The 25,824-nt window shown below is 46.9% G+C and carries 21 protein-coding genes; 13 read left to right on the top strand and 8 right to left on the bottom strand.

Annotated features, from left to right (window positions below; translation table 11 throughout):
- Positions 1 to 455: 455 nt before the first annotated feature.
- Positions 456 to 1,082, bottom strand: a complete 627-nt coding sequence (locus tag OU814_RS06625) for a DUF3611 family protein (RefSeq protein WP_268181433.1) — start codon at positions 1,080 to 1,082, stop codon at positions 456 to 458.
- Between the two features lie 515 nt (positions 1,083 to 1,597).
- On the opposite strand from OU814_RS06625, the gene OU814_RS06620 reads away from it, so the two are divergent.
- The 10 genes from OU814_RS06620 (at position 1,598) to OU814_RS06575 (ending at position 14,073) form a co-directional block, all read left to right on the top strand.
- Positions 1,598 to 4,996 carry an ATP-binding protein gene (locus OU814_RS06620; protein ID WP_268181431.1) on the top strand — a complete coding sequence of 1,133 codons (3,399 nt, stop codon included), beginning with the start codon at positions 1,598 to 1,600 and terminating at the stop codon, positions 4,994 to 4,996.
- A gap of 347 nt (positions 4,997 to 5,343) precedes the next feature.
- Entirely contained in the window at positions 5,344 to 6,255 is a 912-nt protein-coding gene (locus tag OU814_RS06615; protein WP_268181429.1) for a helix-turn-helix domain-containing protein, read from the top strand.
- A 13-nt stretch (positions 6,256 to 6,268) separates the two neighbouring features.
- A complete protein-coding gene (locus OU814_RS06610; protein ID WP_268181427.1) occupies positions 6,269 to 7,180 on the top strand; it encodes an AraC family transcriptional regulator in 912 nt (303 codons plus the stop codon).
- Between the two features lie 223 nt (positions 7,181 to 7,403).
- Positions 7,404 to 7,988, top strand: coding sequence for an AbfB domain-containing protein (locus tag OU814_RS06605; RefSeq protein ID WP_268181425.1), 585 nt, complete (start codon positions 7,404 to 7,406; stop codon positions 7,986 to 7,988).
- A gap of 164 nt (positions 7,989 to 8,152) precedes the next feature.
- Positions 8,153 to 9,094 (top strand): AbfB domain-containing protein, encoded by a 942-nt coding sequence (locus OU814_RS06600; RefSeq protein WP_326498285.1) that lies wholly within the window; start codon positions 8,153 to 8,155, stop codon positions 9,092 to 9,094.
- Positions 9,095 to 9,141: 47 nt separating this feature from the next.
- On the top strand, positions 9,142 to 9,690 hold the full coding sequence (locus tag OU814_RS06595) for a hypothetical protein (RefSeq protein ID WP_268181421.1): 549 nt from the start codon (positions 9,142 to 9,144) through the stop codon (positions 9,688 to 9,690).
- 115 nt (positions 9,691 to 9,805) lie between these two features.
- Positions 9,806 to 10,687, top strand: a complete 882-nt coding sequence (locus OU814_RS06590) for a hypothetical protein (protein WP_268181419.1) — start codon at positions 9,806 to 9,808, stop codon at positions 10,685 to 10,687.
- A 65-nt stretch (positions 10,688 to 10,752) separates the two neighbouring features.
- The gene (locus OU814_RS06585) at positions 10,753 to 11,253 is read left to right on the top strand and encodes a globin domain-containing protein (RefSeq protein ID WP_268181417.1); all 501 of its coding nucleotides are present in this window, start codon (positions 10,753 to 10,755) and stop codon (positions 11,251 to 11,253) included.
- Between the two features lie 521 nt (positions 11,254 to 11,774).
- Positions 11,775 to 12,044 (top strand): DUF2171 domain-containing protein, encoded by a 270-nt coding sequence (locus OU814_RS06580; RefSeq protein WP_268181415.1) that lies wholly within the window; start codon positions 11,775 to 11,777, stop codon positions 12,042 to 12,044.
- A 229-nt stretch (positions 12,045 to 12,273) separates the two neighbouring features.
- Positions 12,274 to 14,073: an AAA family ATPase gene (locus tag OU814_RS06575; protein ID WP_268181413.1), complete on the top strand. Its 1,800-nt coding sequence runs from the start codon at positions 12,274 to 12,276 to the stop codon at positions 14,071 to 14,073.
- 103 nt (positions 14,074 to 14,176) lie between these two features.
- Here OU814_RS06575 and OU814_RS06570 read toward each other — a convergent pair whose 3' ends face one another.
- Positions 14,177 to 15,790 carry a cyclic peptide export ABC transporter gene (locus OU814_RS06570; RefSeq protein WP_268181411.1) on the bottom strand — a complete coding sequence of 538 codons (1,614 nt, stop codon included), beginning with the start codon at positions 15,788 to 15,790 and terminating at the stop codon, positions 14,177 to 14,179.
- Positions 15,791 to 15,874: 84 nt separating this feature from the next.
- On the opposite strand from OU814_RS06570, the gene OU814_RS06565 reads away from it, so the two are divergent.
- Entirely contained in the window at positions 15,875 to 17,227 is a 1,353-nt protein-coding gene (locus OU814_RS06565; RefSeq protein ID WP_268181409.1) for a sensor histidine kinase, read from the top strand.
- 141 nt (positions 17,228 to 17,368) lie between these two features.
- Positions 17,369 to 18,043, top strand: coding sequence for a carbonic anhydrase (locus OU814_RS06560; protein WP_017289783.1), 675 nt, complete (start codon positions 17,369 to 17,371; stop codon positions 18,041 to 18,043).
- A gap of 56 nt (positions 18,044 to 18,099) precedes the next feature.
- On the opposite strand, the gene OU814_RS06555 is transcribed toward OU814_RS06560, so the two are convergent.
- The 5 genes from OU814_RS06555 to bioA all read right to left on the bottom strand — a co-directional run bounded on the left by OU814_RS06555 (position 18,100) and on the right by bioA (position 23,939).
- Complete coding sequence (locus tag OU814_RS06555; protein ID WP_268181407.1) at positions 18,100 to 18,906, bottom strand: AIM24 family protein; 807 nt, start codon at positions 18,904 to 18,906, stop codon at positions 18,100 to 18,102.
- 43 nt (positions 18,907 to 18,949) lie between these two features.
- The gene (locus OU814_RS06550; protein WP_017289785.1) at positions 18,950 to 20,206 is read right to left on the bottom strand and encodes an ABC transporter permease; all 1,257 of its coding nucleotides are present in this window, start codon (positions 20,204 to 20,206) and stop codon (positions 18,950 to 18,952) included.
- A 4-nt stretch (positions 20,207 to 20,210) separates the two neighbouring features.
- Complete coding sequence (locus tag OU814_RS06545) at positions 20,211 to 21,743, bottom strand: efflux RND transporter periplasmic adaptor subunit (RefSeq protein ID WP_268181404.1); 1,533 nt, start codon at positions 21,741 to 21,743, stop codon at positions 20,211 to 20,213.
- Between the two features lie 221 nt (positions 21,744 to 21,964).
- The gene (locus tag OU814_RS06540) at positions 21,965 to 22,549 is read right to left on the bottom strand and encodes a hypothetical protein (protein ID WP_268181402.1); all 585 of its coding nucleotides are present in this window, start codon (positions 22,547 to 22,549) and stop codon (positions 21,965 to 21,967) included.
- 112 nt (positions 22,550 to 22,661) lie between these two features.
- Positions 22,662 to 23,939 carry an adenosylmethionine--8-amino-7-oxononanoate transaminase gene (gene bioA / locus OU814_RS06535; RefSeq protein WP_268181400.1) on the bottom strand — a complete coding sequence of 426 codons (1,278 nt, stop codon included), beginning with the start codon at positions 23,937 to 23,939 and terminating at the stop codon, positions 22,662 to 22,664.
- Positions 23,940 to 23,972: 33 nt separating this feature from the next.
- Between bioA and OU814_RS06530 the strand changes: the two genes are divergently transcribed.
- On the top strand, positions 23,973 to 24,704 hold the full coding sequence (locus OU814_RS06530) for a cobalt-precorrin-6A reductase (RefSeq protein ID WP_268181398.1): 732 nt from the start codon (positions 23,973 to 23,975) through the stop codon (positions 24,702 to 24,704).
- Positions 24,705 to 24,756: 52 nt separating this feature from the next.
- Here OU814_RS06530 and gap read toward each other — a convergent pair whose 3' ends face one another.
- Entirely contained in the window at positions 24,757 to 25,785 is a 1,029-nt protein-coding gene (gap, locus tag OU814_RS06525; protein WP_017289790.1) for a type I glyceraldehyde-3-phosphate dehydrogenase, read from the bottom strand.
- Positions 25,786 to 25,824 lie beyond the last annotated feature (39 nt).

The raw sequence follows: 25,824 nt of genomic DNA, 5'->3' as shown, positions 1-25,824 counted from the left end.
TGAACCATCATACTCCTTCTGCTCTAATATTTTCGGTTATTTTAATCCGCAGAAAATCATCGGATCGCGACAAGTTATTGAAATAAATTCTCATCTGTATTGACAAGAGTTTTCAATAAGCTTTATAGTGATTTTCAGTGTTCTCCTCTCTAGAGGATCGGCAGATGGACGTAGAAAACGATGGATTTTTTACGTCCGCTTTTTTTGAAAGTTTGAGGATCTCGATATTGGAAGATAGTCGATCTTGTTTGCATCCCGCCCCGCATTGAAAATACGGGTCTAACTATGCGAAGTGGGTTGAAACCCACTGAAGAAGTCATTTTTACTGGTTTTAGTCCCTTTAGTGGACTTCGTTCAACTAGCCCGGACTTCCAGTCCGAGGTGGGTCGGTAACGAAGCAAGAGAATGCGCCGCATCTAATGTTGAATTACGCCCATTTACTTAGGTAGAGGCTTCTACTGCCGATGGAGCCAGTTTGCTGTGGCGACAGATGCGATCGTGCCGAGGAAATGTGCGCTGATTCCAATCATATTTGCCATTGCAACGAGTACATCTAATGGACGGATGATGCGAGTGGGATCATAGATGGCGACTCCTTGTGGTTGAGCGATCGATTTAGAGAGTAAGACTCCCATTGCTGCACCTCCGCCGAGAATTGTAAGCCCCATGCCAATAAATCCCGCAATGATTCCAATTCGCAGAATTCGCATCACTTCACTTTTTTTGGGATGAAGTTCTGGGTTTAGATTGCGAAGGCGACGCGCGAAACGAAGTTGACGGAATGCAAGATAAGCCGTAAACAGCAACGCGATGATGCCACAGACCGCCCAAAATATGCCAATACCTAGTCCGGGAGTCGTTGCATTCTGAAAACCTCTGCCGATAGCTATCCCTGGGACAGCAGGAGCAACAGCTTGATTAAAATTCCGTCCAGCGATCGCAAATAGCAGCATCACGCCAGCCACAATTCCAAGCCCAAGCTGTGTGATAATGCCGACCCAGCCAATTAAACGAAGGATCTTACCAATTTGCTCTAACTTATGAGAGAGAGAGTCATGGTCGATCGCGGTTGGAGTTTGCATTTTCATCCTCCTCGAAATGTGTGCTATCCGCAAACATAATTCAAACTCAAACAACAAACGACCTTCCCTAGCCCGATATTCAATGGCTTAATTCTCAAAGCTAGTCCAGTCCGTAGTGATTCTCATGGATGCTTCATCTAACTCAAGTTAGATTGATCAAGCAACAGGAACTAGCTTAAAAATGCTATATCAGCATCTCAATAAAAAGCCTGGGTCAGATTTCACAGTCGGAAAACGCTACCTGAGATGGCTTTGCGTGCCTCGAATAAGTTCTGCTAGCTCTGCTTCTCTCGTTGGATAGATGACTACTTCTGCCATTTGGTAGAAGTTAAGAGAGATGCTTTTTCTGTCTGATACCATTTTTTTATCACTATGCAAGTTGCCCGACTTCATCAAATCAATTTTTTAAAACAGCCCGACATCAATTCTTTCAATCGTCAACAGTCGCAGTTTACAGAACTGGCTCAAGAGCAATTTACTGATGTTGAGGGGGGCAAAATCTTGCAGAAGAGTGTATGAACCAACAGATCGACCCTCACCACGATCACTCTTCTCCAGAACAAGCGCGACTGATGCTCATTGAGCAAAATCGGCTCTTAAAGTTAGTTGCATCCGGTCAGCCGTTGGAAACTTGTCTGACTGAGGTTTGTCACTCGATCGCTCAACTTAATCCTGGGACTCACGCTTGTTTTTTGATTGCCGATGCACAACGGGTGTCTTTTTTGCAGGTGATTGCGCCCAGCCTGCCTGCTGCGTTTCGGCAAAGACTCGAAGGTGCTCTGATCAATGAATTCTGTATTGGAAGCTTCGGCGACGCGATGTATCGAGGTCAGCCCGTTTCCTGTCCTGAAATTGCCAATGACGATCGCTGGTCTTCGGAATGGCGATCGCTCTGTGTTGCTCACAATATCCTGGCGTGTCATTCTGAACCTCTCATAGGTCTCAAGCATCTACCGTTCGGGTTGCTGATGTTATGTTTTGAACAAGCACGGATGCAAACAGATTGGGAGTTTCAACTTGCCCAGTTTAGTACTCAGATTGCGAGTATCGTATTTGAGCGAGATCGAACCGACCTTGTTTGTCAAGACCGGGAAAAACAGTATCGCACGCTGTTTGAATCGATCGATGAGGGCTTCTGCATTTGCGAACTGCTGTTGAATCAGAATGGTGAACCTCAGGACTATCGACTTCTAGAAGTCAATTCTGCTTTTGAGAAATTAACAGGGCTAGAGCAAGCGACAGGGAAAACGGCACGAGAACTGGTTCCCAATCTTGAGGATTTTTGGTTAGAGACTTATGCTCAAGTTGTCCAGACAGGCAAGTCGATTCGATTTGAGCAGGAATCGATCGCGCTCGGTCATTGGTTTGATGTTAACGCTTTTCGCATCGGTGAGCCACAGCGCCATCAGTTCGCGTTGTTGTTTACGAACGTTACTGAGCGCAAACAGGCCGAAAAACTTGCACGTCAAGCGACCGAAATCGAGACATTTCGGGTGTCCTTAGTCGATGCGCTCCGTCCGCTTGCGCATCCAGTTGAAGTTCAGGCAACAGCGAGCCGAATGCTGGGTGAATATTTGAATGTCACTCGCGTCGTGTACTTCGAGGTTCAAGGCGCAGATTATGTCGTTGAGCGCGATTACGTGAATGGTGCAGATGCGCTGGCAGGTAGGTACGCGATCGAATCATTTGGAGAAAAGGTACTCAAGGCTTACCGTGCTGGGCAGACAACTTCTGCATCTGACGTGACCACCGATCCAAATTTGTCTCCAGAGCAGCACTCCGCGTATGCCGCGATTCAGATCAAGGCTCACATTGGCATACCGCTGATCAAAAATGGTGAGTTTGTAGCAGGGCTGGCAGTGCATAACGCTACTCCGCGAGTGTGGTTGCCCCAGGAAATTGCTCTAGCCGAAGAAGTTGCTGAGCGGACTTGGGCGGCGGTTGAACGTGCGAGTGCTGAAGCTGCCTTGCGTAATGCACATAAGCAACTAGAATCTGCTTTGGCGGCGGGAGCCGTTTATACCTGGCGCTGGAACATTCCTGCTTATCGAGTCATCATCGATGCGAAGTTTGCCCGATTGCTTGACATTGATGCTGCTGTAGCTACCACTGAAGGACTCCCGATTGAAACGTTCATCAACTGGATGCATCCCGACGATCGCGTTCTTGGCTTCGCTGCCCTTCAGCAGGCAATCACAACGGGCGAAGCGTACACCTCTGAATATCGCGTTCAGCTTGCTACCGGAGAGAAACGGTGGTTCACAGCACGCGGTCAGGTTGAGTATGATGCTACAGGCAATCCCATTGCATTACTTGGCGCACTTGCCGATATGACGGTTGCGAAGCGTCTTGAAGAGAGCCGCAGACGGGCAGAAGAAGACCGCGATCGCTTCTTTCAATTGTCTCAAGACATGCTAGCGATTGTGCATATGGACGGGTACTTTCTCCAGACGAATCCAGCCTGGGAAACCACGCTCGGCTATACGTTACCAGAGCTAACTGCTCAGCCTTACATTGAGTTTGTGCATCCTGACGATCGCGCGGCAACTGTGGCTGCCGCAGACCTCATTGCTCAAGGAATTCCACTGCATGAGTTTGAAAATCGGTATCGTGCTCGAAACGGCTCTTATCGCTGGATATCCTGGAGCGTTGCTCCCTTTATCGAGCAAAAGCTCATGTACTGTGTGGCGCGGGATATGACGGATCGTAAATCAGCCGAAGTAGAACGCGAACAATTACTTCAGCAAACTCAAGTTGCGAAGGAAGCTGCTGAAACTGCAAACCGGATTAAAGATGAATTTCTTGCGGTTCTATCTCACGAACTACGATCGCCGCTGAATCCGATTTTGGGCTGGACGAGGATGCTACAAACTGGCAGATTAAATGCACCTCAAACGCAGCAAGCGTTAGCCACGATCGAGCGGAATGCCACACTGCAAGCTCAATTGATTGAGGATCTACTTGATATCTCCCGAATTTTACGCGGCAAACTCGTCTTAAATGTTGTTTCTGTTGATTTAGCAAGTATTATTCGAGCCGCGCTGGAAACAATTCGATTAGCCGCAGAAGCAAAAAATATTCAGATCCAGACAATGTTTGAGGGAACAAGATGGCGAGTTTCTGGGGATGTTGCTCGGCTCCAACAAGTGGTTTGGAATCTTTTGTCGAATGCGGTGAAGTTTACGCCTGAGCAAGGACGAGTTGAAATCCGCTTAAGCGAAGTTAGGCATCACGCGCAAATCGAAGTCAGTGATACCGGGAAAGGCATTTCTGCGGAGTTCTTGCCTTATGTGTTTGAGCGGTTTCGGCAAGAAGATGGCTCGACAACGCGCCAGTTTGGCGGATTGGGTTTAGGGCTTGCGATCGTACAGCAAATTGTCGAATTGCATGGTGGAACTGTCAACGTTAGTAGTCCTGGAGAACATCAAGGAGCAACGTTTACGGTTACGCTGCCCTTGGAGCAGATCGAATCGCCAAGCTTGCCCAATTCAGATGAATTGTTTGCTATCGCCCATGCTTCTCTGGTCGGTATCCATGTGCTGATTGTGGATGATGAGCCAGATGCGCGCGATTTTCAGGCGTTTGTGTTGGAGCAACGAGGAGCCAATGTAACCGTGGTAGACTCTGCGATCGCGGCTCTACAACAATTGAATCAAGTCATGCCTGACATTCTTCTCAGTGATATTGGTATGCCCAATATGGATGGGTATACGCTGATGCAACTGATCCGATCGCGTCCTCCGGAGCAGGGAGGGATGATTCCAGCGATCGCGCTTACAGCCTATGTCGGAGAATTGAATCAGCGAAAAGCAATTGAATCTGGGTTTCAGAAACATTTTGCAAAGCCAGTCGCGCCAGATTTATTAATTCAAGCGATCGCTGATTTAGTCAACATCTCCAACTCTTCTGCTTAGCAAAGCACACCACTATTGGTGATGAAAAAGCTGTTCGTATCTGCTCAACTTGATTGTTAGCTAGCTCTGCTGAAAGTCTTTGATTCGTCCTGGAAGATTGTAGATAGCTCAAAAATACGCAGAACGTGATAAGTGAGAACATTAGTTGAAGCGCGAGAGATTGGTGCGCGAGAGGTTGGTACGCGAGGGATTTTAGACCAACATTACAAGTTTTGCAACATTTTTGTCATCAATGTAAAGTTGAATAGGATAGTAATATAGTCTGAGCAATTTTAGGTTAAAGGAGAAACGGGATCGCATCGGTGAGAGGGCGTTGATCAGCTATCAACTATTACCTGGAGATGATAATGTCTGTAAAGCAACCTTTGGTTATTGACTATGTGGATCTGCCTAAGTCTTTGCCCAATCCGCCACTTTTAACCAGTTTTCAAGCAGGTTGGAATAACATTCAACTTGCTCATTACTGCCAACCGTCGATCAATTTCCCTGAAGCAACAACCCCTCAGCACTTAGTCACGATTCCACTGGGGTCTCAAGCATGTGATTTGGAATTTGTTTCAGAGGGTTGTTTACAAACAATTTCGTATCAAGAACAAGATTTTGTCAGCGGTTGTATTGAAATCGTTCCCACTGACTTACCTTATGGACTTCGTTCTATTTCAGTTGTTCAATCGATTGAGTGGGTTCACTGTTATTTAGAGCCGACATTTCTGGCTCAGATTGCCTATGAATCAATTAATCCCGATCGCGTTGAGCTATTACTAACACTAAAAAAAGTCGATTTATTGATTCATCAAATTGGTCTGGCGCTTAGGGCAAGTCTAGAAGCGGATGGGGTTGGCAGTCGCTTCTACGCTGACTCGCTGGCAACAGCACTGTCGGCTCATCTGTTGCGTCACTACTCTACCCGCAATCATTGCTTTCGAGAACATGAAGATGGGTTATCGAAACAAAAACTTAGGCAAGCGATTGAATATATCGAGACACATTTGGGTGAGGACGTATCCTTAACTGATATTGCGAATGAATTAGGGATGAGTCAGTACTATTTTTGTCATTTGTTCAAGCGATCGACAGGCATCTCACCCCATCAATTCTTAATTCGTCAGCGAGTGGAACGAGCAAAGCGTTTACTCAAGCAGTCAGAACGAACGATTACATCCGTTGCACTAGAGTGTGGCTTTGCGAATCAAAGTCATTTTGCCCGGTGTTTTCGTCAATGCATTGGGGTGAATCCGAATCAGTTTCGCAAGTCATAACTTGAAGGAGACAATGATGCTTGTAGATCAGCTTCCGATTGACTATGTAAATTGGACAAAGTTGCTGCCAAATCCGCCCCTCCTAACCAGTTTTCAATCAGGTTGGAGCAACATCTATCTTGTTCATTCTCGCCAACCTTTAGTAGCTCTACCTGAAATATGCAACCCTCACCACATGGTCGTTATTCCCCTAGGGCATCAGGCAGTTGATTTGGAATTTGTCTTCGAGGGGCGTAAGCAGGCAGTTTCGTATCAAGAAGAAGACTACGCAAGTGGCTGTATTGAATTCTGTCCAGCCGCTTTACCTTATGAACTCCGTTCTAATTCGACTGTTCAATCAATGGAATGGATTCACTGTTATCTAGAGCCGGCATTCCTGGCTCAGATCGCTCATGAATCGATGAACCCCGATCACGTTGAACTGTTGCCGACACTGAAAAAAGTCGATGTATTGATCCACCAGATCGGTCTAGCACTCAAGTCCAGTTTGGAAAAAGATGGGGTGGGCAGTCGTTTCTATGCTGACTCACTAGCAACGGCGCTGTCGGCTCATCTGCTGCAACATTACTCTACCCGCAACCATTGTTTCCGAGAACATGAAGATGGGTTATCTAAGCAAAGGCTCAGTCAAGCCATCGAATACATTCAGGCACATTTGGGTGAAGATATCTCCCTAAATGAGATTGCCAGTGAACTGGGGATGAGTCAATACTACTTCTGTCATCTGTTCAAGCGATCGACAGGCATCTCACCCCATCAATTCCTGATTCATCAACGAGTCGAACGAGCAAGGCTTCTGCTCAAGCAACCAGAACGAACCGTTCTATCAGTTGCACTAGAGTGCGGCTTTGCGAATCAAAGTCATTTTGCCCGGTGTTTTCGTCAATGCACTGGAGTGAATCCAAACCAGTTTCGTAAGTTATAGCAAGATTATGTTCTAAGTTCGCAAGAAAAGGTGCGACTTCATTGAAGAGATTGGCTAAAGTGATTGCAATAGGGGAAGCAACTTAAATAGCTTACCACCTATATCAAGGCGATCACTTGTTTAAGGATGCTATTAATCTGGCAATGCTAAGTTGCGAAAAGGAGTCCAGAATTTTTAGGGGTTCCAGTTTCAAAAGTGCAAAGTCTACTGTTAAGGAAACGTTATGTACTTGAACTCTATTCTAAAAGGTCTGATTGTAGGTTCAGCAATGTCCTTACCGTTGCTCCTGCCAAAGCTGAGCTATGCCCAACCAGCCCAGCAGCTTAGTTCTTTCAGCTCGTTAAACTATCCTGATCGTTACATTCGCCATCAATCCTTCTTGATTTACATTGCTCCAATTGTTGCAAGTGACAAACTGGGCAGAGAAGATGCAACGTTTCGACTTATTCCAGGACTAGCAGGCAGATGTCGATCGTTTGAATCTGTCAACTATCCAGGTCACTTTTTGAGACACCAGAATTATCGATTGAAGCTGACAAAGCAGACTGATGATCAGCTTTTCAAGGAAGATGCTACGTTTTGCATTGTACCGGGGCTTGCCAATTCTGAAGCTTACTCATTTGAATCTGTTAATTTTCCCAAGCACTACATACGGCATTCCAACTTTGAACTTTGGCTGGTTAAATCTGACGAAAGTCGATTGTTTAAGCAGGATGCAACATTCTTCATCTCACGTCCTCTGACGATGTATCCTCCTTCAGGACCAATTGACCCAGGAACCAACCTTATTCCAGCGGAGCCAGAATAGCCCCAATTCTCTAAAGTAGGCTAAAAAAGCCAAGTTTGATGAACAGCAACTATGCCTAACTAAGCGCTGTAGAGAGAAGCCGCAAAAAGTACAGTGCCCTTTAGCTTAGTTGGTTAAGTGAGAGATATATCGTTACGAACTGGTTATCGTCTTTAAAACCCGGCATGAAGAAATTTGGGGGGAAATACGCGATGTCAAACTATTGTCATTTCTACTGCATTGTTTCTATTAAATTCATTGCGATTCTGGCTGCCTCGGTTGCAATCCCCTCAACCTCAGCGATCGCACAAGAATGCAACAGCGTATCACTCTGGGAGCAAAACTCCTTTTCCTCGTTAAACTTTTCTGAGCGTTACATTAGACATTCTAGTTTTCTTGCGTACCTTTCCGACCCAAGATTACCTAACCCGAACACCAAAGTTGAGTTTGAAGACGCGACCTTTGACGTTCTGCCAGGTTTCTCATGTCGGCAGAACATCCCAAGTGTATCAATCAGATCGAGAAACTATCCAAAACGCTGGATGCGTCACTCGTTCTGGCGTATTCGTTTCGACGAATATGATCAAGGTGCACAACCATCGGATCTATTTAAAGAAGACGCATCCTTCGAGATGGTGCCAGGCTTAGCAGGACAATGCGTTTCGTTCAGATCTGTCAATTATCCCGATCGATATATCAGACACCGCAACTTCGAGTTGTGGTTGGACGTTCTGGAGAACACGGATCTCTTCCGTCGCGACGCGACGTTCTGCAAGCAGCCTCCACGCGCGGGATATTACCGGGCAACGGACGAATCCTCGAAACCGCCTGACACGCCACCAACTATTCCAACTATTTCAGTCTCCTTGCCTCAGTCCCAAACCTTTCTCGTACAAGGCTCTGGGTTCTTGCCAGGAAAGCAAGTTGCGATCAGAATCGCAGATGACGCACTTAACCCTAATCTGTTCTACTACACGACAGCAACCGCGAATGGGTCGATCAATATGACGCTGTCTATCCCGTGCAGTCCAGGTCGGCTGTATTTCTCCGCAAATGATGGTCGTCAAAATTCCAGCGATCGCACGGGCATGTTATGGAGCAATACTGTGACGCTTTCCTGTCAATGAGGTGCAGCGATTGTGGAAGAGTCTCAACATTCATTTGGGAGTTCGTTATGTTATCTAGAAATTTACAGGTATCGAAGCGCCGATTGTTGTTATTTGCTGGAAGCGTATTCATTGTTCAATCGATCCGCCCACTGAACAAGGCGATCGCGAGTCTCAGCGTCAGCCAAGATCGACCCTACTGGCGCTTCTGCAATAAGTGCTACGTGATGTTCTACACCGATGCCGAAACGAATAGCTGTGCAGCAGGTGGAACCCATTCAGCACAAGGTTATAAATTCCGCTTGCCCTTTGGCGGCTCAGAAACACCAACCAGACAAAGAAGTTGGCGTTGCTGTAAAAAATGTCAAGCGATGTTTTTCAATGGCTATTCAAGAAAAGGGATCTGTCCGGCGGGTGGAGGTCATGTGGCAAATCAGACGTTTGCTTATGTTCTCCCGCATGACGTTCCAGGCACACCCACAGCGCAGACAGATTGGAGATTCTGTAATAAATGTCATGCCATGTTTTTCGACGGATACTCCGATAAGGGACAGTGTGCAGCAGGTGAAAGTCATGTGGCACAAGGATACAATTTTGTTCTGCCGCACTCACGCTAGGCAAACATATTCAGCACTGTTACTCCACATTCCCAGATGCCTCTATAAGCGTATACAGACGCACTAATCAAATCATTTGCTAGCTCACAATTGTCAAGGAGTTGAGTGATACCTTATGTCTAGAAGAGTGAGTTTTAGAATTGCGTCACGCTTCTCGGTTGCCGTCAGGCTCAGTCTTGCCTTTGCGTCTACGCTTTTTGTTGTAGCTGATCCGTTGGAAGTACAAGGTCAAATTCTCCGACCAAAAGTGCCTATCCCTCGTGAATTAATTACTCTCCCAGAGTACATGCGACCTGGGCAGCATACGTTATCGCTTGATGTCGCACAAAGTCTCTCACGAGCTATTGATAAACGATACAAAGATGTGCCAGTTATCGGACTACTCATTGGGCGTGGTGTAACTTGCGTACCTATAGGCAAATTTCCAGGTCATCTCTCTGGCACGGTTGGTTGGGGTCAAAGCGAATGGGGCGATTCTCCATGTATGGCTGCTGTTCTTCAGCTTGCTGTGAATTTTGACACGACGAAGCTAGATAAAATTCCAGTGAAAGTGATCGATCGAGCCATCCTTACCTATGACGAGGCTGCAGCACCGATTTGTCCACTGGTATATGGGGGGCCCAATGCCTGTTGGCAAAGTGGTCAAGGGATACCGGAGGACAAACCCGACGGTTGTGCAGTTGTCCGAGTGCCCAGCGTTAATTGGGCAGAAACAGTTCCGCCGTCAGGACTAATTCCTTATGCAGGAGCCTCGCCTGCGGTAAATCGCATCTCTGCTCGCGAATGGGATGTTACAGAACCAGTTCGTTGGCAGAAAGGAAGTGCAGCACCTCTGGGTGCTAGTCCAACTTATGGTTTTCTTCTTTCGGGTGGACTATCACTCGATCAATTAACAGCCGAGGATAACACCGTGTGCATCTCAGCCCTTGCAAATATCAAGCTGCACGTTACATACACTGTCCCGCCAGAAGGTGAACCTTTCCGAGCGCCAAGATAGCGCGATCGCAGCGGCAATAATTGGCAGAATCTGACGATATTCACTCCAATCAGAGGAGAATTTGAATGATGATTAGTCAAAACACGATCGAAATCGTGAAAGCAACTGCACCAATACTGAAAGAAAAAGGTGAAGAAGTTACTCAGCGAATGTATCAAATCACTTTTGAAGAGCGCCCTGACTATAAACGCGGCTTTGAGACTACTTGGATGCAGCATCTCGATGGGGGCGGGCAAGCACATAAATTAGCTGCCGCCGTGTATGCCTATGCGACTCATATTGATCGTCTAGATGATTTAGCGGCAGCAGTAGACCATATTGTCCATCGTCATGTTGCAACTCGGATTCTGCCTGAGCAATATCCACTAATTGGCGAAAAGTTGCTACAGGCGATGAAGGATGTTTTGCAAGATGCTGCAACGGATGAAGTGATTGCAGCTTGGGGTGAAGCCTATGATGCTTTAGCAACTCTCTTTATTCAAAAAGAGCAGGCAATCTATCAACAAGAAGATCAAGCACTTACCGAGCGATTAGTGAGAACTAACAACGCGAGTCTGTTAAGCTAACAAGGCTCTTTTTTGGCAATTAGGGGGAGCGCTAATATAAATTAGGACAGAAGGTTGATTCGGGCTGTAATCCTATCTATGCAGTAGATTTTGGGTCGGTTATCGACAGAGGGGTTGGAACATAGGTTAGCAATCCACACTTGCATGATAAACCTGTTGTCTTAATCTTGACGAGGAAGACAAACCTCATGCGGTTGCTTACAGTCGATCAGGACATATATTAGAGATGATAGGTGGGAAAAGTTAGCTGCCAAGATGTTGGAGTAGTGAACGAAGATTTATTTCTGCGTTGAAATATGTCTGTTCCTGCTCACGTATGTCGTTAGGCAGAACGGCTCAATTTTTCAAGCAAAAATTGACCACCTAAAGTCGATCAACGTGCGGCTGGACTCAGACTTAGGACACAATCGAATCTCTCTTTGAGAAGAAGTATATGTGGAGAGAGCAGATTAGGATTCCATTCAGTTTATCTCGACATTTCAAATTCAAATTTCAAAGAGAGAATGACTGAGGACACAATCATGGATACTTCTAAGGTCTATGCAGATTTAGCAGTTTATGCCGAAGGACCTGGCGGACTAGAGGGCGCGTCAGATGTGCATTTTGGAACAGTAGAGCAAGTTGAAGCTGGAAAATACATCAAACTCAAAAAGCTCGATTCTCCAGATGGGCGATCGCATTGGCTTCCGATCAGTTGGGTTCGGGCAGTCGATGAAAGCGCAGTATTTTTGAACAAAACTGCCGATGAAGCTCTCGCCGGATTGATGAATGAAGCCCCGACCGAAGGTTAGTTGATTCGTCTTAGAGAACTTAGGTAGCTTTCAATTGTAAGTGACGTTGAAAAGGATAGGGAGAAATCTGAGCCTGAGTTCTCCCTATCCCCCACCTCTTTCTCAAATTTATTTTGGCGTATTACCAGAAGCACACTAGCCTCTCACGAGAACGTAAAGGGTTGTATCGCACAATCCACAAGTGTCTGTTCTCAGTCTCTATACTGGAGACATTAGGTGGGCAAGACAGATGGATGATTTATTCCAAGAGATTGAAGCACTGGTTGATCAAGGCTTTGAAGGATTGCTAGATATTGTGCGAGTGATCGAAGGACGAGAGCCAAGAGAGCCTGAATTTCGCGTGAACCAGCCCGAAAATGTCGATCGCAGTTCCCCAACTGAGAAAAAGCAACATTTCTTTAATGAAAATACAGTTCTGACGCCGCCATCGAGCGAGGATAGTGTACAGCCGACCCTGGCAGGTGTGGGTGGATTGTCTAGCGTACTGCGAGAGCTACGCGAACTTGTAGAGCTTCCGCTCAAGCGTCCTAATGTATTAGCCGCTCTCGGATTAGAACCGACGACAGGCGTGTTGCTGACAGGACCACCCGGAACTGGAAAAACTCTCACTGCACGTGCTTTAGCCACAGATCTCGATGTGAACTACATTGCGATCGTGGGTCCAGAAGTCATCGGAAAATACTACGGAGAAGCCGAATCTCGACTGCGCAGCATTTTTCAAAAAGCAGCACGGTCTGCTCCTTGTATTATCTTTATCGACGAAATTGATAGTCTTGCTCCCGACCGTTCTAAAGTCGAAGGCGAGGTCGAAAAGCGGGTCGTGGCGCAACTCTTGAGTCTAATGGATGGGTTTGCTAAGACAAAAGGAATTATTGTCCTAGCTGCAACCAATCGCCCGGATCATCTTGACCCTGCGTTACGTCGTCCAGGTCGGTTCGATCGAGAGATTGCATTCCGTGTGCCTGATCGCGGTGGGCGCTTAGAAATTCTTGAGATTTTAACGGCAATGATGCCCCTGCACGAATCCGTGGATCTCAATGCGATCGCGGATTTATCTGGAGGTATGGTTGGTGCAGATCTCAAAGCACTCTCTCAAAAAGCAGCTTACTTAGCACTGCGGCGACTGTTGCCGAGCTTGGATAGTCCGATGCCTGCACAGATGAGTGTGACGCAGGTTGACTTTCTAGAAGCAATTCGACACATTAAGCCTGCGGTACTGCGATCGATTGAAATCGAAGCACCGAAAGTTACCTGGGATGCGATCGGCGGACTGGATCACATTAAACAAACGCTACAAGACTCTGTAGAAGGCGCATTGCTCTATCCTGAACTGTATGATCATACTAAAGCGAAAGCACCACGCGGAATTTTGCTATGGGGCGAACCTGGAACAGGTAAAACGCTTTTGGCGAAAGCGGTTGCGGCTCAAGCTCGGGCAAACTTCATTGCAGTGAATGGACCTGAATTGCTGAGTAAATGGGTTGGAGCCTCAGAACAAGCAGTGCGAGAACTTTTCACAAAAGCGCGTCAGGCATCTCCCTGCGTTGTTTTTGTCGATGAAATTGATACGCTTGCGCCAGCACGCGGGAGATATCAAAGCGATTCAGGAGTGAGCGATCGCGTGGTCGGTCAACTACTCACAGAACTCGACGGCTTGCATGACTGTACGAATGTGCTCTTTGTCGGAGCCACAAATCGTCCGGAAACCCTCGATCCTGCCTTGCTGAGAGCAGGACGATTAGATTTGCAACTCAAAGTAGATCTCCCCGACCACATGAGTCGCCTCGCTATCTTGCACGTGCATAATCGCGATCGCCCGTTGGAGGAGGTAGAGTTGGACTCATTCGCTGCCCAAACAGAAGGCTGGAATGGGGCTGATCTAGCGCTGTTAAGCAATCAAGCAGCATTAGAAGCAGTGCGCCGCTATCGTACTCAAGGCATGAATGATCCGACCTGTTTGAGGATTAAAATGGATGACTTTACGATCGCCTATCAACGACTTTTGCTTCAGCGCGAAATGGCTCGTTAACTGCTTGTGAGCTTAGGAATGCGATCGAACCTGATCCCTGAAACGTCTTTACAGCTTATAACCAGAGAGCTTTTTTACATCCTCGATTGTCTTTAAACATCCTCTAAGGATGTTCTGAAGTCACGCGATCGTACTCTACCTTGCCGTAATCGAGCTTGATCACACGATCGCTAAATTGAAAATAATGATCATCATGACTAATCACCCAAACCGTTTTACCCCGATGCTTTAATTTCGGCAAAAACTCGGTGTAAAACAATTCTCGGAAGATTGGATCTTGATCCGAAGCCCATTCGTCGAACAAATAGATCGGACGATCCTCCAAGTAAGCCGTCAACAATGCCAACCGTTTTCTTTGACCTTGCGACAGTTCAGTGGTTGATAATCTTCCATCTACAACCTGAACTTTGTGTTCAAGCTGTAACTGCTGAAGATAGCGCTGAGCATCCTCGTCAGACGCATCTAAGCCAAGTAAGCGATCGAATAAGTAGAAGTCAGCAAACACCGTTGAAAAATGCTGTCGATACCATTCTCGATTGTGCTCAGTAATCGGTTCGCCATCGAGTAAAATCGTGCCAGTTTCGGGCGCATATAATCCCGTTAAAAGCTTAGCGAAGGTAGATTTTCCGCTGCCGTTACCACCAACGATAAACACAATCTCGCCTGAATTCAACGTTAAATCGATCGTGCCTAAAGTAAACTTCGTATCTTCAGACTGATAGTAGCTATGCGTCACACCTTTCAGGTCTAAGCGGTTCCACGTCTGAACTGGACTGGGAATCGTTGTAGACTCGGCTTTTTGCTTCAAGGACAAACCTAGCATGTCGATCTTTTGCAATGACACACTTGCTTGGCTCAGAATCGGCAATTTCAGCACCATCTTATCCAAGGGCAACATCAAATAAGTAAACGTCAAAACATAGCCAGACAAGGTTTCAGGCGGAATCGATACAATACCTGGCAAGGCAAACATCACAAACCCGATCGCAAAAAAGAAGATCAGCTTGCCCCAACTTCCTGCCGACGCAAAGAGCACTAAAGCGTGAATGTTATGCCGACGAAATGACGCGGAAGCGGTCTCTAACTCATCGCGCAGAAACACCTGACGGCGCGGGTAATGCAGCTTCATCTCTTTGATGCCATCGGTAATCGATCGAAAATGCCGAAACAACACATCTTGATCTTCGCGTGCAAATACCATCCGACGACGAGCTTGGTTGAGCATCCATTGACAAGTTGCGAATGCAAAGAAAAACAACCCCATCACCATCGCAAACACAACCCAAGACAGCGAACCAATATAAACAAAACAGCCAACAACCGTCGCCAAATCGATACACAAAAACGGAAACGAAGAAACCGCAGTGGCGACCGCTTGTACATCTTCGGTCAAAGTTGCCATCATGCGCGCATTTCCAAGCTGCTCCAAATGCCGCAACTCCGACGACAAAATTTGTCGGCTTAACTGCAATCTCAATTTAAAGACTGCATCCTGCGCCAACTGAATCAGCACCATCTGCGAAATCACGCTCGTGATCAGCGACACGATCGCTAATCCGACAAATGCCCACGCAATCTGTGACACGGCACCATTGCCCAAGGCGCGGCTAATTAATGCAATTAATCCTGCACTACTCGCCCCGCTCAAAAAACCCGTCAAAATCGCGATCGACACTAATTTACGAGATGAGCGGAACAAAAATGAAATCAATTGCATAGCAGGAGTTAAAAGGGTTCTGGTAAGGTAGACGCAAATTTGGGCAGTGTAGATTTAGCAAGTTTATGGACGATTACCCTTGTGATGACACCATCTACATCTGAGTTTCGATCGAAACTAAACGTTCCCGTGTTGGCTCCCGGAAACGTACAGACAATTCAGCTCGAATCGATGCTACAAGATTTGCCTCTGTATGATTTTGCGGCAGAGTTGGACGTTTTGGGAACGGAGGTGGCTGAGATCTTTGAGCAGCATCCGTTACTTCCAGGGGTAATTTTGACTGAAAATGGGCGCTTTTTGAGCCTGATTTCCCGCCATCGTCTGTTGGAATATTTGCTCCGTCCCTACGGAATTGACCTGTTTCTTGAGAAACCGTTGCGGATTTTACAGAGTTACGATCGCACAGTGCCGCTGATTCTCAGTGGCGACACTCCGATTCTCACCGCTGCCCAACAAGCCTTGCGTCGTCCGTTTGACCGACTGCGCGATCCGATTGTCGTGCGTCTCGGTGCAGATCAATACCGAATTCTCGATCCACATGAATTAAATATTGCCTATTGGCAACTGCGGGGCATTGAAACCCAAGTCAGAATCGAACGCCTCCAGCTTCAAATGCTCCAGAGCGAGAAAATGGCAAGTTTGGGACGCTTGGTCGATGGAGTGTCTCACGAAATTCTCGATCCCGTCAGTTTTATCTGGGGAAATTTGAGTCATATTGCCGAGTACAGCCGCAGTTTGTTGGAAATTATCGGCGCTTACGAGAAATGTATTACGGACGTTCCCCAGAAAGTGATCGATCTCAAAGAAGCGATCGAGTTCGATTATATTCGCGAAGATCTGCCCAAAACGCTAGACAGCATCAAAACTGGAGCCGAGCGTCTCTCCCGTCTTGCCAATAGCTTGCAGAATTTCTGCCATATCGATGAAGTGTATCCGCGTCCAGCCAATTTACATGACTGTCTCGACTCGGTGCTGCTGCTGCTGAAAAGCCGCCTGTCGAGCGACATTCAAGTCACGAAAAATTATGGACACCTGCCGCCAGTGCCTTGCTTCATTAGCCAACTGAGCCAGGTGTTTATGAATATTTTGAATTGTTCAATCGATACGCTGCTGAATCAAGCTGCATACCGAGAACAAAATCCTGACCTAGTAAGCTCTGACGCTCCACAAATTAGAATTTCAACCGAAGTTTGCTCGATCGATGGAACTGGACAGCGTTGGGTTGCGATTCAAATCGCAGACAACTCAAGCGAAATGTCGATCGAAATTCAACGTCAACTCATGCAAGCCTTTTCTACCGAACTCACGAAAGAAACCAGTCTTGCGACAAGTTATCGAATTGTGACAGCAAGACATAGCGGCATCTTCCGAGTTTACTGCGACATTTCACCGAAATTACGGGGCACAGTGTTTGAAATTTTGCTGCCTTTAAACTAGAAAATTCGGAAAAGATGTTTACAAAAATTCGGAAAGTGTTACATTAGCGCTGTAGAAAAGGAAGAATAAAGCCAATCGTCAAGTATGACTTGGCTCTATCGTTCGCAGACTTGCTGACCTCACCGCATTCAGGTAAAGATTATGTCGCTGACCGGACTGATTCAAGGCGTAAACTCGTTTCACAGCAATTACTTCAACGATCACCGAGAATTATTTGAGCGGCTCTCTGGAGGACAATCTCCCGACGTTTTATTCATCACCTGTTCTGATTCACGCATTGATCCCTGTCTGATCACCCAAGCCCAACCCGGCGAACTGTTCGTGATGCGCAATGTCGGCAATATTATTCCGTCTTATGGAGCAGCGAGTAGTGCGGAATCAGCCGGAATCGAGTATGCAGTGCAGGCGTTGGGCATCAAAGACATTATTGTTTGCGGGCATTCGCACTGTGGGGCAATGAAAGGATTGCTGCAAATTGGCACGCTGGCTGAACAAATGCCTGCTGTTTATGACTGGCTCAAACGCCATGGAGAAGCGACCCGTCGAGTCGTACAAGATAACTATGCAGGAATTGAGCCAGAGAAATTATTGAAAATCGCGATCGAACAAAACATCCTCACCCAAATTGAAAACCTTGAAACCTATCCGGCAATTCGCTCCAAACTCCATGCAGGTAAGTTAAACCTTCATGCCTGGATGTATGAGATCGAGACGGGCACTGTGTTTGCCTTTAATGCAGAGAAGCACCGTTTCATGTTGATGGAAAAGCGATCGTTCCCCGTCCCCGACCCATTAATCACGCACATCGCAAGCTAAAATCTGGAGCACTCCGAGGATGGAAAAGCTCAGAGTGCTTTTCCCACAACAGATCATCAAGTTAAACGAGTCACTCCTAATCCTGCCATTCGCTGATAGACCGATTGCGTCGGAGCAATCCACACGCGCCCTGTTCCTCGGAACGTTTGCAGAAATCCTTCACCACTCGTCATGGCTCCCATCAGAGAGTTCGAGGCTTTCTCCACACTGAACTGAATTCCACTGGTGCGCAACAACGCAAACGACCCATCGACTTGCAGGGTTTCATTCTCTAATGTTAATTCCATAATCTCGCTTAACGGGACAGGAATCCGAAACACGACAATTCCTGTGCCCATCACCTTCGTTTGATAGCGTCCTTCTCCACCTGCAACTCGTGCGCTAAAGCTTTCAACCCGATGCGCGCCAACTTGTATGGAATTCTCACTACAGCAAAACAATCCCTGATCCGCATACAGCGTTTGGTTGTTCAGCTGCATGAACCAATAATGTCCAAAGGTGGGTTCTAAGTAAATTTCACCTGTGCCACTGTACAACGGCTTGAACATCGTTTCACCCGTGCGTGCTGCTGCCAGTGCGCCTTTGACGAGTCCCCCAACTCCTTCTCCCATTCCGGTTGAGCTTTCCATCTCAATCCGACCTTTACTAAATTGCAGTGCTCCCGGTTCTGTGCGAATTCCATCTTTCTCTAAGCGCACTCGTAACTGGCGTAAATGCACGCCTGCTTTGTTCAGAACGTGCAGTTGCTCCGCGATCGCGAGGGTTTCACTTCCTGCCAGTGGTTTATATTCCAACAATTCAAACGTCGTGCCACCACGAGTCACACTATGAACGACGTGAAAAGGCAAATTATTTTCAGTCATAATCCGTTACCTCAGACTGCTCGATTTATCTCAAGAATGCCCCTTACTCACTGCGTAATGCTGTAATCGGATCCAGTCGAGCCGCATTTCTCGCTGGAATTACTCCGGCGACTAATCCCACTCCTAACGCTAAAGTGAGTCCAGCCGCGATCGCGACTCCAGAAATAATGAATGGAAAGCTAAACGCCGTTGAAGCAGCAAACGCTAAGCCTAAACCGACTGCCACCCCGATTGCGCCTCCCATCAGGGAGACTAAAATTGCTTCGGTGAGAAACTGACTCAGTACTGCTTGATTTGTCGCCCCGATCGCTTTTCTGACTCCAATTTCACGAGTTCGCTCGACAACCGAAACGAGCATAATATTCGCGATCCCAATTCCGCCGACAATTAACGAAATCCCCGCGATCGCGCTCACCAATACCGTAAACAATCCCACAACACTACTAAATGTATTAATAATGTCCACCTGATTACTAATCCGAAAATCATCCGGTTTGGGAGGATAGATATTATGTCGAACTCTCAGCAGATTCGTGACTTGAAATTGTGCTGCTTCAAGTTCTTCTTGACTGTTTGCCTTCACCCAAAACCCGCTAATTGCCCGACCATTGAGCGAATTATTTCCCACAATCCGCGCCGACATATTCGTCAATGGGATGTAAACGCGATCGTCTTGATCTTGCCCCCCGACTGATCCTTTTGACTCTGCCACACCGACGACTGTATAGCGCCCATTCTGAATCCGAATATTTGCTCCGATCGCTCGTTCTCCAGATGCAAATAAGGTATCCCGGACTGCACTGCCCAAGACGACCACTGAAGTGGCATTGACCAGATCGTCTTGAGTGAAAAACTGTCCTTCTTGGGGTTGAATTTCTTTGACATCAGGATAGTTCAAATCCACACCCAAGATTGAAGTCGAAGTATTCTGATTGCCATACACAACCTGTCCGCCCCGCTGCAAATAGGCAGTGACTCCTGCTGCTGCTGGAGCTTGTTTCCCAACGGCTTGAGCATCTTCAAAGGTCAATGTACTCGCTGAACCTGCTCCTTGACTGATCCCGCCCGATCGAGCGACCCCAGACAGAACCAGCATGACATTTGTCCCTAATGCCTGAATCTGCTGTTCAGTTGCTTTCTGCACGCCTTGCCCAACCGAAGTCACTGTGATCACCGAAGCGATGCCAATAATCACACCGAGCATGGTCAAACTCGTTCTTAATCGGTTGCTCCACAAGGCTTCTACTGCCATGCTGAAGATCTCTAGCAGTGGCACTTGTCTGACTCGAAGTTTTCCCATGGTTCTAACCTCCGCCCCGTCTACTGCCACCACCAGGAGCGCCGCCGCCAGGAGCACCTGGGAACACCGATGGCGTTCTTGAAGTGGGTCGCTCACCCTGCGGAAAACTGAGCAACACTCGATCTCCTTCTTTTACTCCTGATTCAACGACTGTTTTGTCGTCGATCAAAGCTCCGGTTGTAATTTTCTGAAATCGGGGTCTGTCTTGTCCTGCTAGTAAAACGCCTGTCCCTTCAGCCCGTCGAACAATTGCAACAGTGGGCACAACCAGCGCATTTTCAAGCTTGCCAACATTAAATTTCACATTGACATTCATGCCTGCTTGCAGTTGGTTGTCTCGATCGTCGATCGCAGACTTGACCTCAAAGTTCGTGACATTTTGATCCACGGTCGATTGATTAGCAACTTGAACAACGGTTCCTTTAAAGGACTTGCCTGGAAAAGCGTCTGCTTCGATCGTCACAGTCTGTCCGACTTTAATTCGAGGAATACTCGTTTCTGGAACTTTTGCCACAATTTGATTGGTTGCAGCAAGAGCCAGAATCGAAGAAGAGGTTGCAGAACTCACGTCACTACTTGAAGTCGTTGGGGTAACAAACGAACCGGGATCAGCAAACTTTCGAGTTACCACTCCCCGAAAAGGCGCTCGAATAATTGTGTCGTTAATCTGAGTTTGAACGGTTTTGAGCTGTCCTTGAGCATTCATCAACTGCGCGCGCGCAGCTTCAATGTCTTCGGATCGCGCCCCTTCTTTCTGCAAGCTCAATGCTTGCTTGAGCTGTTCAACCTGAGCACGAGCCGCTTCAATGTCTTCAGGTCGGGTTCCCGTTTGCTGCAAGTTAGTCGCTTGTTTCGCTTGTTCAACTTGAGCGCGGGCAGTTGCTAATGCGGTTCGAGAAGTGTCAAATTCTCGCTGAGACAATGCTCCAGATCCAAAGAGCCTCTGATTCTGATTAAAGTTCAGTTCAGCTTGTTGTAAGTTCGCTTCGGCTGCGGCTAATTGCGATCGCGATTGAGCAATTTCTTGAGGACGATTGCCCGCGACTAATTTATCGAGATTGGCTTGGGCTGCTGCGAGTTGCGCCTCGGCTTGAGCAATTTCCTGCGGACGATTGCCAGATTCAAGCTTTGTTACGTTCGATTGAGCATTTGCAACCTGTGCTTGTGCTTGCATCAATTGTCCTTGAAAGTTGGAGTCGTCCATGTAAGCAAGCACTTGCCCTGCTTCAACTCGATCGCCTTCTTTCACTAATAATTGTCTGAGCACACCCGAACTTTTCGGGCTGACATTGACCGATTGAGCAGGTTGGACAGTTCCGTTGGCGGAAATGGTTAGTGCAGTATCAACTCGATCGACGGTCACCGTCTGCACTCTTCGCCGCGATTCTTGCTGTTGAGAAGCCGTGTATTGCTGATATCCCAAATATCCGCCTATGCCCAATAGTCCGGCAATTCCAAGCCACAATAGCCATTTTGGAATTTTTGGTCGAGTTTTAATCCAATCTTTCACGCTCTCGCCCCCAACTATCTGTTTCACAGTCTAATGAATAGAAATGAAGTTTAGACAGCACGATCGCGAAAAGAGTTCAAATTTCAGAGCGGTTGTTTGGCAGTATCACCGTTTTTCTTGCCACAATACCTAAATTTAGAGGCGTTACGGGATGTGGAAGCTTATTTAACCTGTGTATCAAGATTGCTTCAGAAATGCTGGTCGCAGAAATGGCAGTTGTTCCTGCTAGCACAGTGACTCTTAAAGGCTTAGAGAGCAGTTTTTTTTGTCGTTTGGATACAAGGCTGATCCACAAAAAATTGTGTTGCAGGTTCTTCTGTCTCAATCGGACTCAGCCAAATAATCCGATCGCTGACACACAGCATTTTCTCATCACCTTGAACGTGCAGAAAGAAGTTCTCTTGACCAAATTCAATTTTCTGAATCGGGAGCCAGTCTTGATTCGATCGAATCAAAATTTTCAGATTTGTCTTGCGGCTGTAGTGCGTACGCCACGCTTTCCACAGATGACGCACCTCGGTATAGTTTGCTTCGTAACCTGACGGAATCGGGGAATGTTCATATTCCACTAAACCCTGATCGTTGATTCCGATTGGCAGGTATTGATGCTCGGTCAAGATGCGATTAAGTAATTCCTGATAGGCAGAAGATTGTCGAACTAAGATCGCTCGAATCTTTCCAACGAGTTTGGCTGTTGCAATGAGTTCGCCTCTTTTTGCAAGCAGTTGAGCCGAGTTGAAGACAGGCTCAAGTCGTAGATTTTGATTCGCAAGAAAGCTAAGATCGCCCTGAATGAATTTCCGAATTAACTCAACATCGTTAAGTTTAGACATTGCTAGTGTGAGCCTAAAAGCTACTTGTGTATTTTGCTACTAGCAATATTCAGTACTTATTTTTCCTTCTCCGGAGAACTTTGATAAAAAAGTGTAAATTTTCTGCTAAACGTTAGAGGTTTTTTAAGGTGCGATCGATCACTTGATAAACTGTCTCTAACTCATCCGCAGTAATGCAATAGGGAGGCATAATGTAAAGAGTGTCACCCAATGGACGTAGTAAAAATCCAGACTCTAAGAATTTAGCTTTGAGCAAAGGTGCGATCGCATTAAAGTAACCCGATTGTTCTTCAGTTTTGACTTCCATTGCTGCGATTGTGCCGCAAACTCGAAACTGTTTTAAGCGGGGATTTGAGAAGAGATAGCGATCGAGAAATTTCCAATGCAAGCTTTCTAATTTTTGATAACCATCAGGGTTCTGTTCGAGTAGCTCTAATGACACGACACCCGTTGCACAAGCTAAAGGATTCCCCGTATAGGAATGTCCGTGGTAAAAAGCTTGAGTCGGATCATCTTGATAAAAGGCTTGATAGATGGCTTCCGTTGCAACGGTTACAGAGAGCGGCAAGCACCCGCCTGACAGCCCTTTAGACAAGCAAATAATATCGGGAGCGGTTGCAGATTTAAGGCAGGCAAATAGCTCTCCAGTGCGACCGAATCCCGTCATCACTTCATCGTAAATTAGCAGCACATTGTACTGATCTGCTAGCTTTCTCAATGCTTGTAAGAATTGAGGGCGGCACATCCGCATCCCGGCTGCACCTTGAACTAAGGGTTCGATAAAGATCCCAATGATGGTTTGCTGCTTGAGAAATTGCTCGATCTCGGCTAACGCTTCAGCTTCTTTGCGATCGACTTCTAAATCTCCGTCATACGTTGCAGGGAAGGGAACTAGCGCTGTCTCGAACATCAGCGATCGAAACTTTTGCCACCAGGTTGAGCCTGCACCGACTGACATTGCGCCGATCGTGTCACCGTGGTAGCCGCCATCGAATGTGATGAAGGTTGTGCGTTCTTCTCCTAAGTTGCGCCAGTACTGATACGCCATTTTCAGCGCGACTTCAACAGCGGTAGAACCATTATCGGAGAAGAAGACTCTAGTAAGCTGTGACGGCAGATGCTTCAGTAACTTACGAGCAAGTTGCTCAGCGGGTTCGTGTGTAAATCCGGCAAAGATGACATGCTCTAAGTTATTTGCTTGCTGATACAACGCTTCTGCAAGTTTCGGATGAGCATGTCCGTGAATCGTCACCCACCAACTTGAAATGCAATCGAGAATTCGGCGATCGTCTTCTAGTTCAAGCCAAACTCCCTCGCCCCGTTTCACCTTCAACGGTTCGGGAGTGGTTTTCATTTGAGTAAAAGGTCGCCAGATGGGAGAGTCTGCCATATACTTTGAAATCACGATCTGAACAATATTATCGTGAAAAAGCGGTTACTCATTCTGGGTGGGACAACTGAAGCAAAGGAATTGGCAGCACGAGCCATAGAGATTGCCAACATAGAAGTCATTTCTTCATTAGCAGGACGGACTCAGACGGCAATCCCTCTTTCTGGAACGGTCAGAGTCGGTGGATTTGGGGGAGAGGTGGGATTAGCGCACTATCTTCAAGAGCAATCGATCGATTTATTAATCGATGCGACTCATCCATTTGCAGCACAGATTTCTTGGAATGCGGCAGCAGCAGCCGATCGCGCTGCGATTCCTCGATTGATGCTGAGTCGTCCTGCATGGAAACCCGAATCGAATTGGATCGAAGTCGAAAGTAACGAAGCAGCCGCAAAACTTTTACCCGATCTCGCACAGCGGGTCTTTTTAACGATCGGGCGACAAGAACTTGCAGCGTTTGCCCATTTGCAACAACTGTGGTTTTTAATGCGAATGATTGATCCGCCGACGGGTCTAATTCCGCCCGGAGAAGTGTTACTTGCTCGGGGGCCTTTTACGTTAGAACAAGAGCGATCGTGGATGCAGCATTATCAGATTTCAGCGATCGTCAGTAAAAATAGTGGCGGAGATGCCACTGCTGCAAAACTCGTTGCAGCACGAGAACTGGATTTACCGATCGTCATGGTCAAACGTCCGGCAATGCCAATGGGGGAAAGAGTAACAGACGTGAAAGACGCATTATTGTGGATCGCTCGCTTCGTTTGAAGATAAAAGGACTCCGATTCTTCAAAAAGTCAGAGTCCTTCAAGTCTCAAAGTTAATCTAAAATGCCGTCTTTTTTCGCCATCATCATCATCAAATCAACGACCCGATTGGAATATCCCCATTCGTTGTCATACCAAGACACAATTTTAAAGAAATTGGAATTCAGTTCAATTCCTGCACCTGCATCAAAAATGCTAGAACGGCGATCGCCCTGAAAATCAGTGGAAACAACTTCTTCATCGGTATAGCCCAAAACCCCTTTCAGAGAATTTTCCGCGGCTTCTTTCATGACTTCGCAGATTTCCTTGTAGGTCGTTGGCTTCTCAGTTTTAAACGTCAAATCCACGACAGACACATCTGGAGTCGGAACCCGGAATGCCATTCCTGTCAGCTTCCCTTTCAACTCTGGCAGCACCAAACTCACCGCTTTTGCCGCACCCGTCGAAGAAGGAATGATATTTTGGGCAGCACCGCGTCCGCCGCGCCAGTCTTTTTTACTGGGGCCATCCACCGTTGGCTGAGTCGCGGTCATCGCGTGAACCGTCGTCATCAAGCCTTCAGTAATCCCAAAATGATCATTGAGGACTTTCGCAACTGGGGCAAGACAGTTTGTGGTACAGCTTGCATTCGAGACGATCGTATCGTGCTCAGGATTATACGAATCGTGATTGACTCCCATGAGCAGAGTTTTGACCCGTTCAGGGTCTTTGGTCGGAGCAGAAATGATCACCCGTTTTGCACCTGCTTTCAAGTGAGCTGAAGCAGTTTCAAAATCGGTAAATAATCCAGTCGATTCCACAACATAATCTACCTCCAAATTGCCCCAGGGCAACTCAGCCGGATTCCGCATTGCAAAACAGGGAATAAACCTGTCATTCATCACAATGCCATCCGGCTTAGCTTGCACCTTGCCGGGATATACCCCATGAGTTGAATCGTATTTCAGCAAATATGCCAAATTATCAGGCGGAACTAAGTCATTGATCCCAACCACTTCCAGATCGGGATGCTCAAGTGCGGCGCGAAACACAAGGCGACCAATGCGACCGAAACCATTGATCCCTATTTTCACAGTAGCCATGTGAAGAACTCCAACAATAATGATGGAAAAATGAAGTAT

This window comes from Leptolyngbya sp. GGD (assembly GCF_026735145.1).
Lineage (GTDB): Bacteria > Cyanobacteriota > Cyanobacteriia > Leptolyngbyales > Leptolyngbyaceae > Leptolyngbya > Leptolyngbya boryana.
Note: the sequence above shows the minus strand (reverse complement) of the source record. Positions and strands in the feature narration are given on the sequence as shown.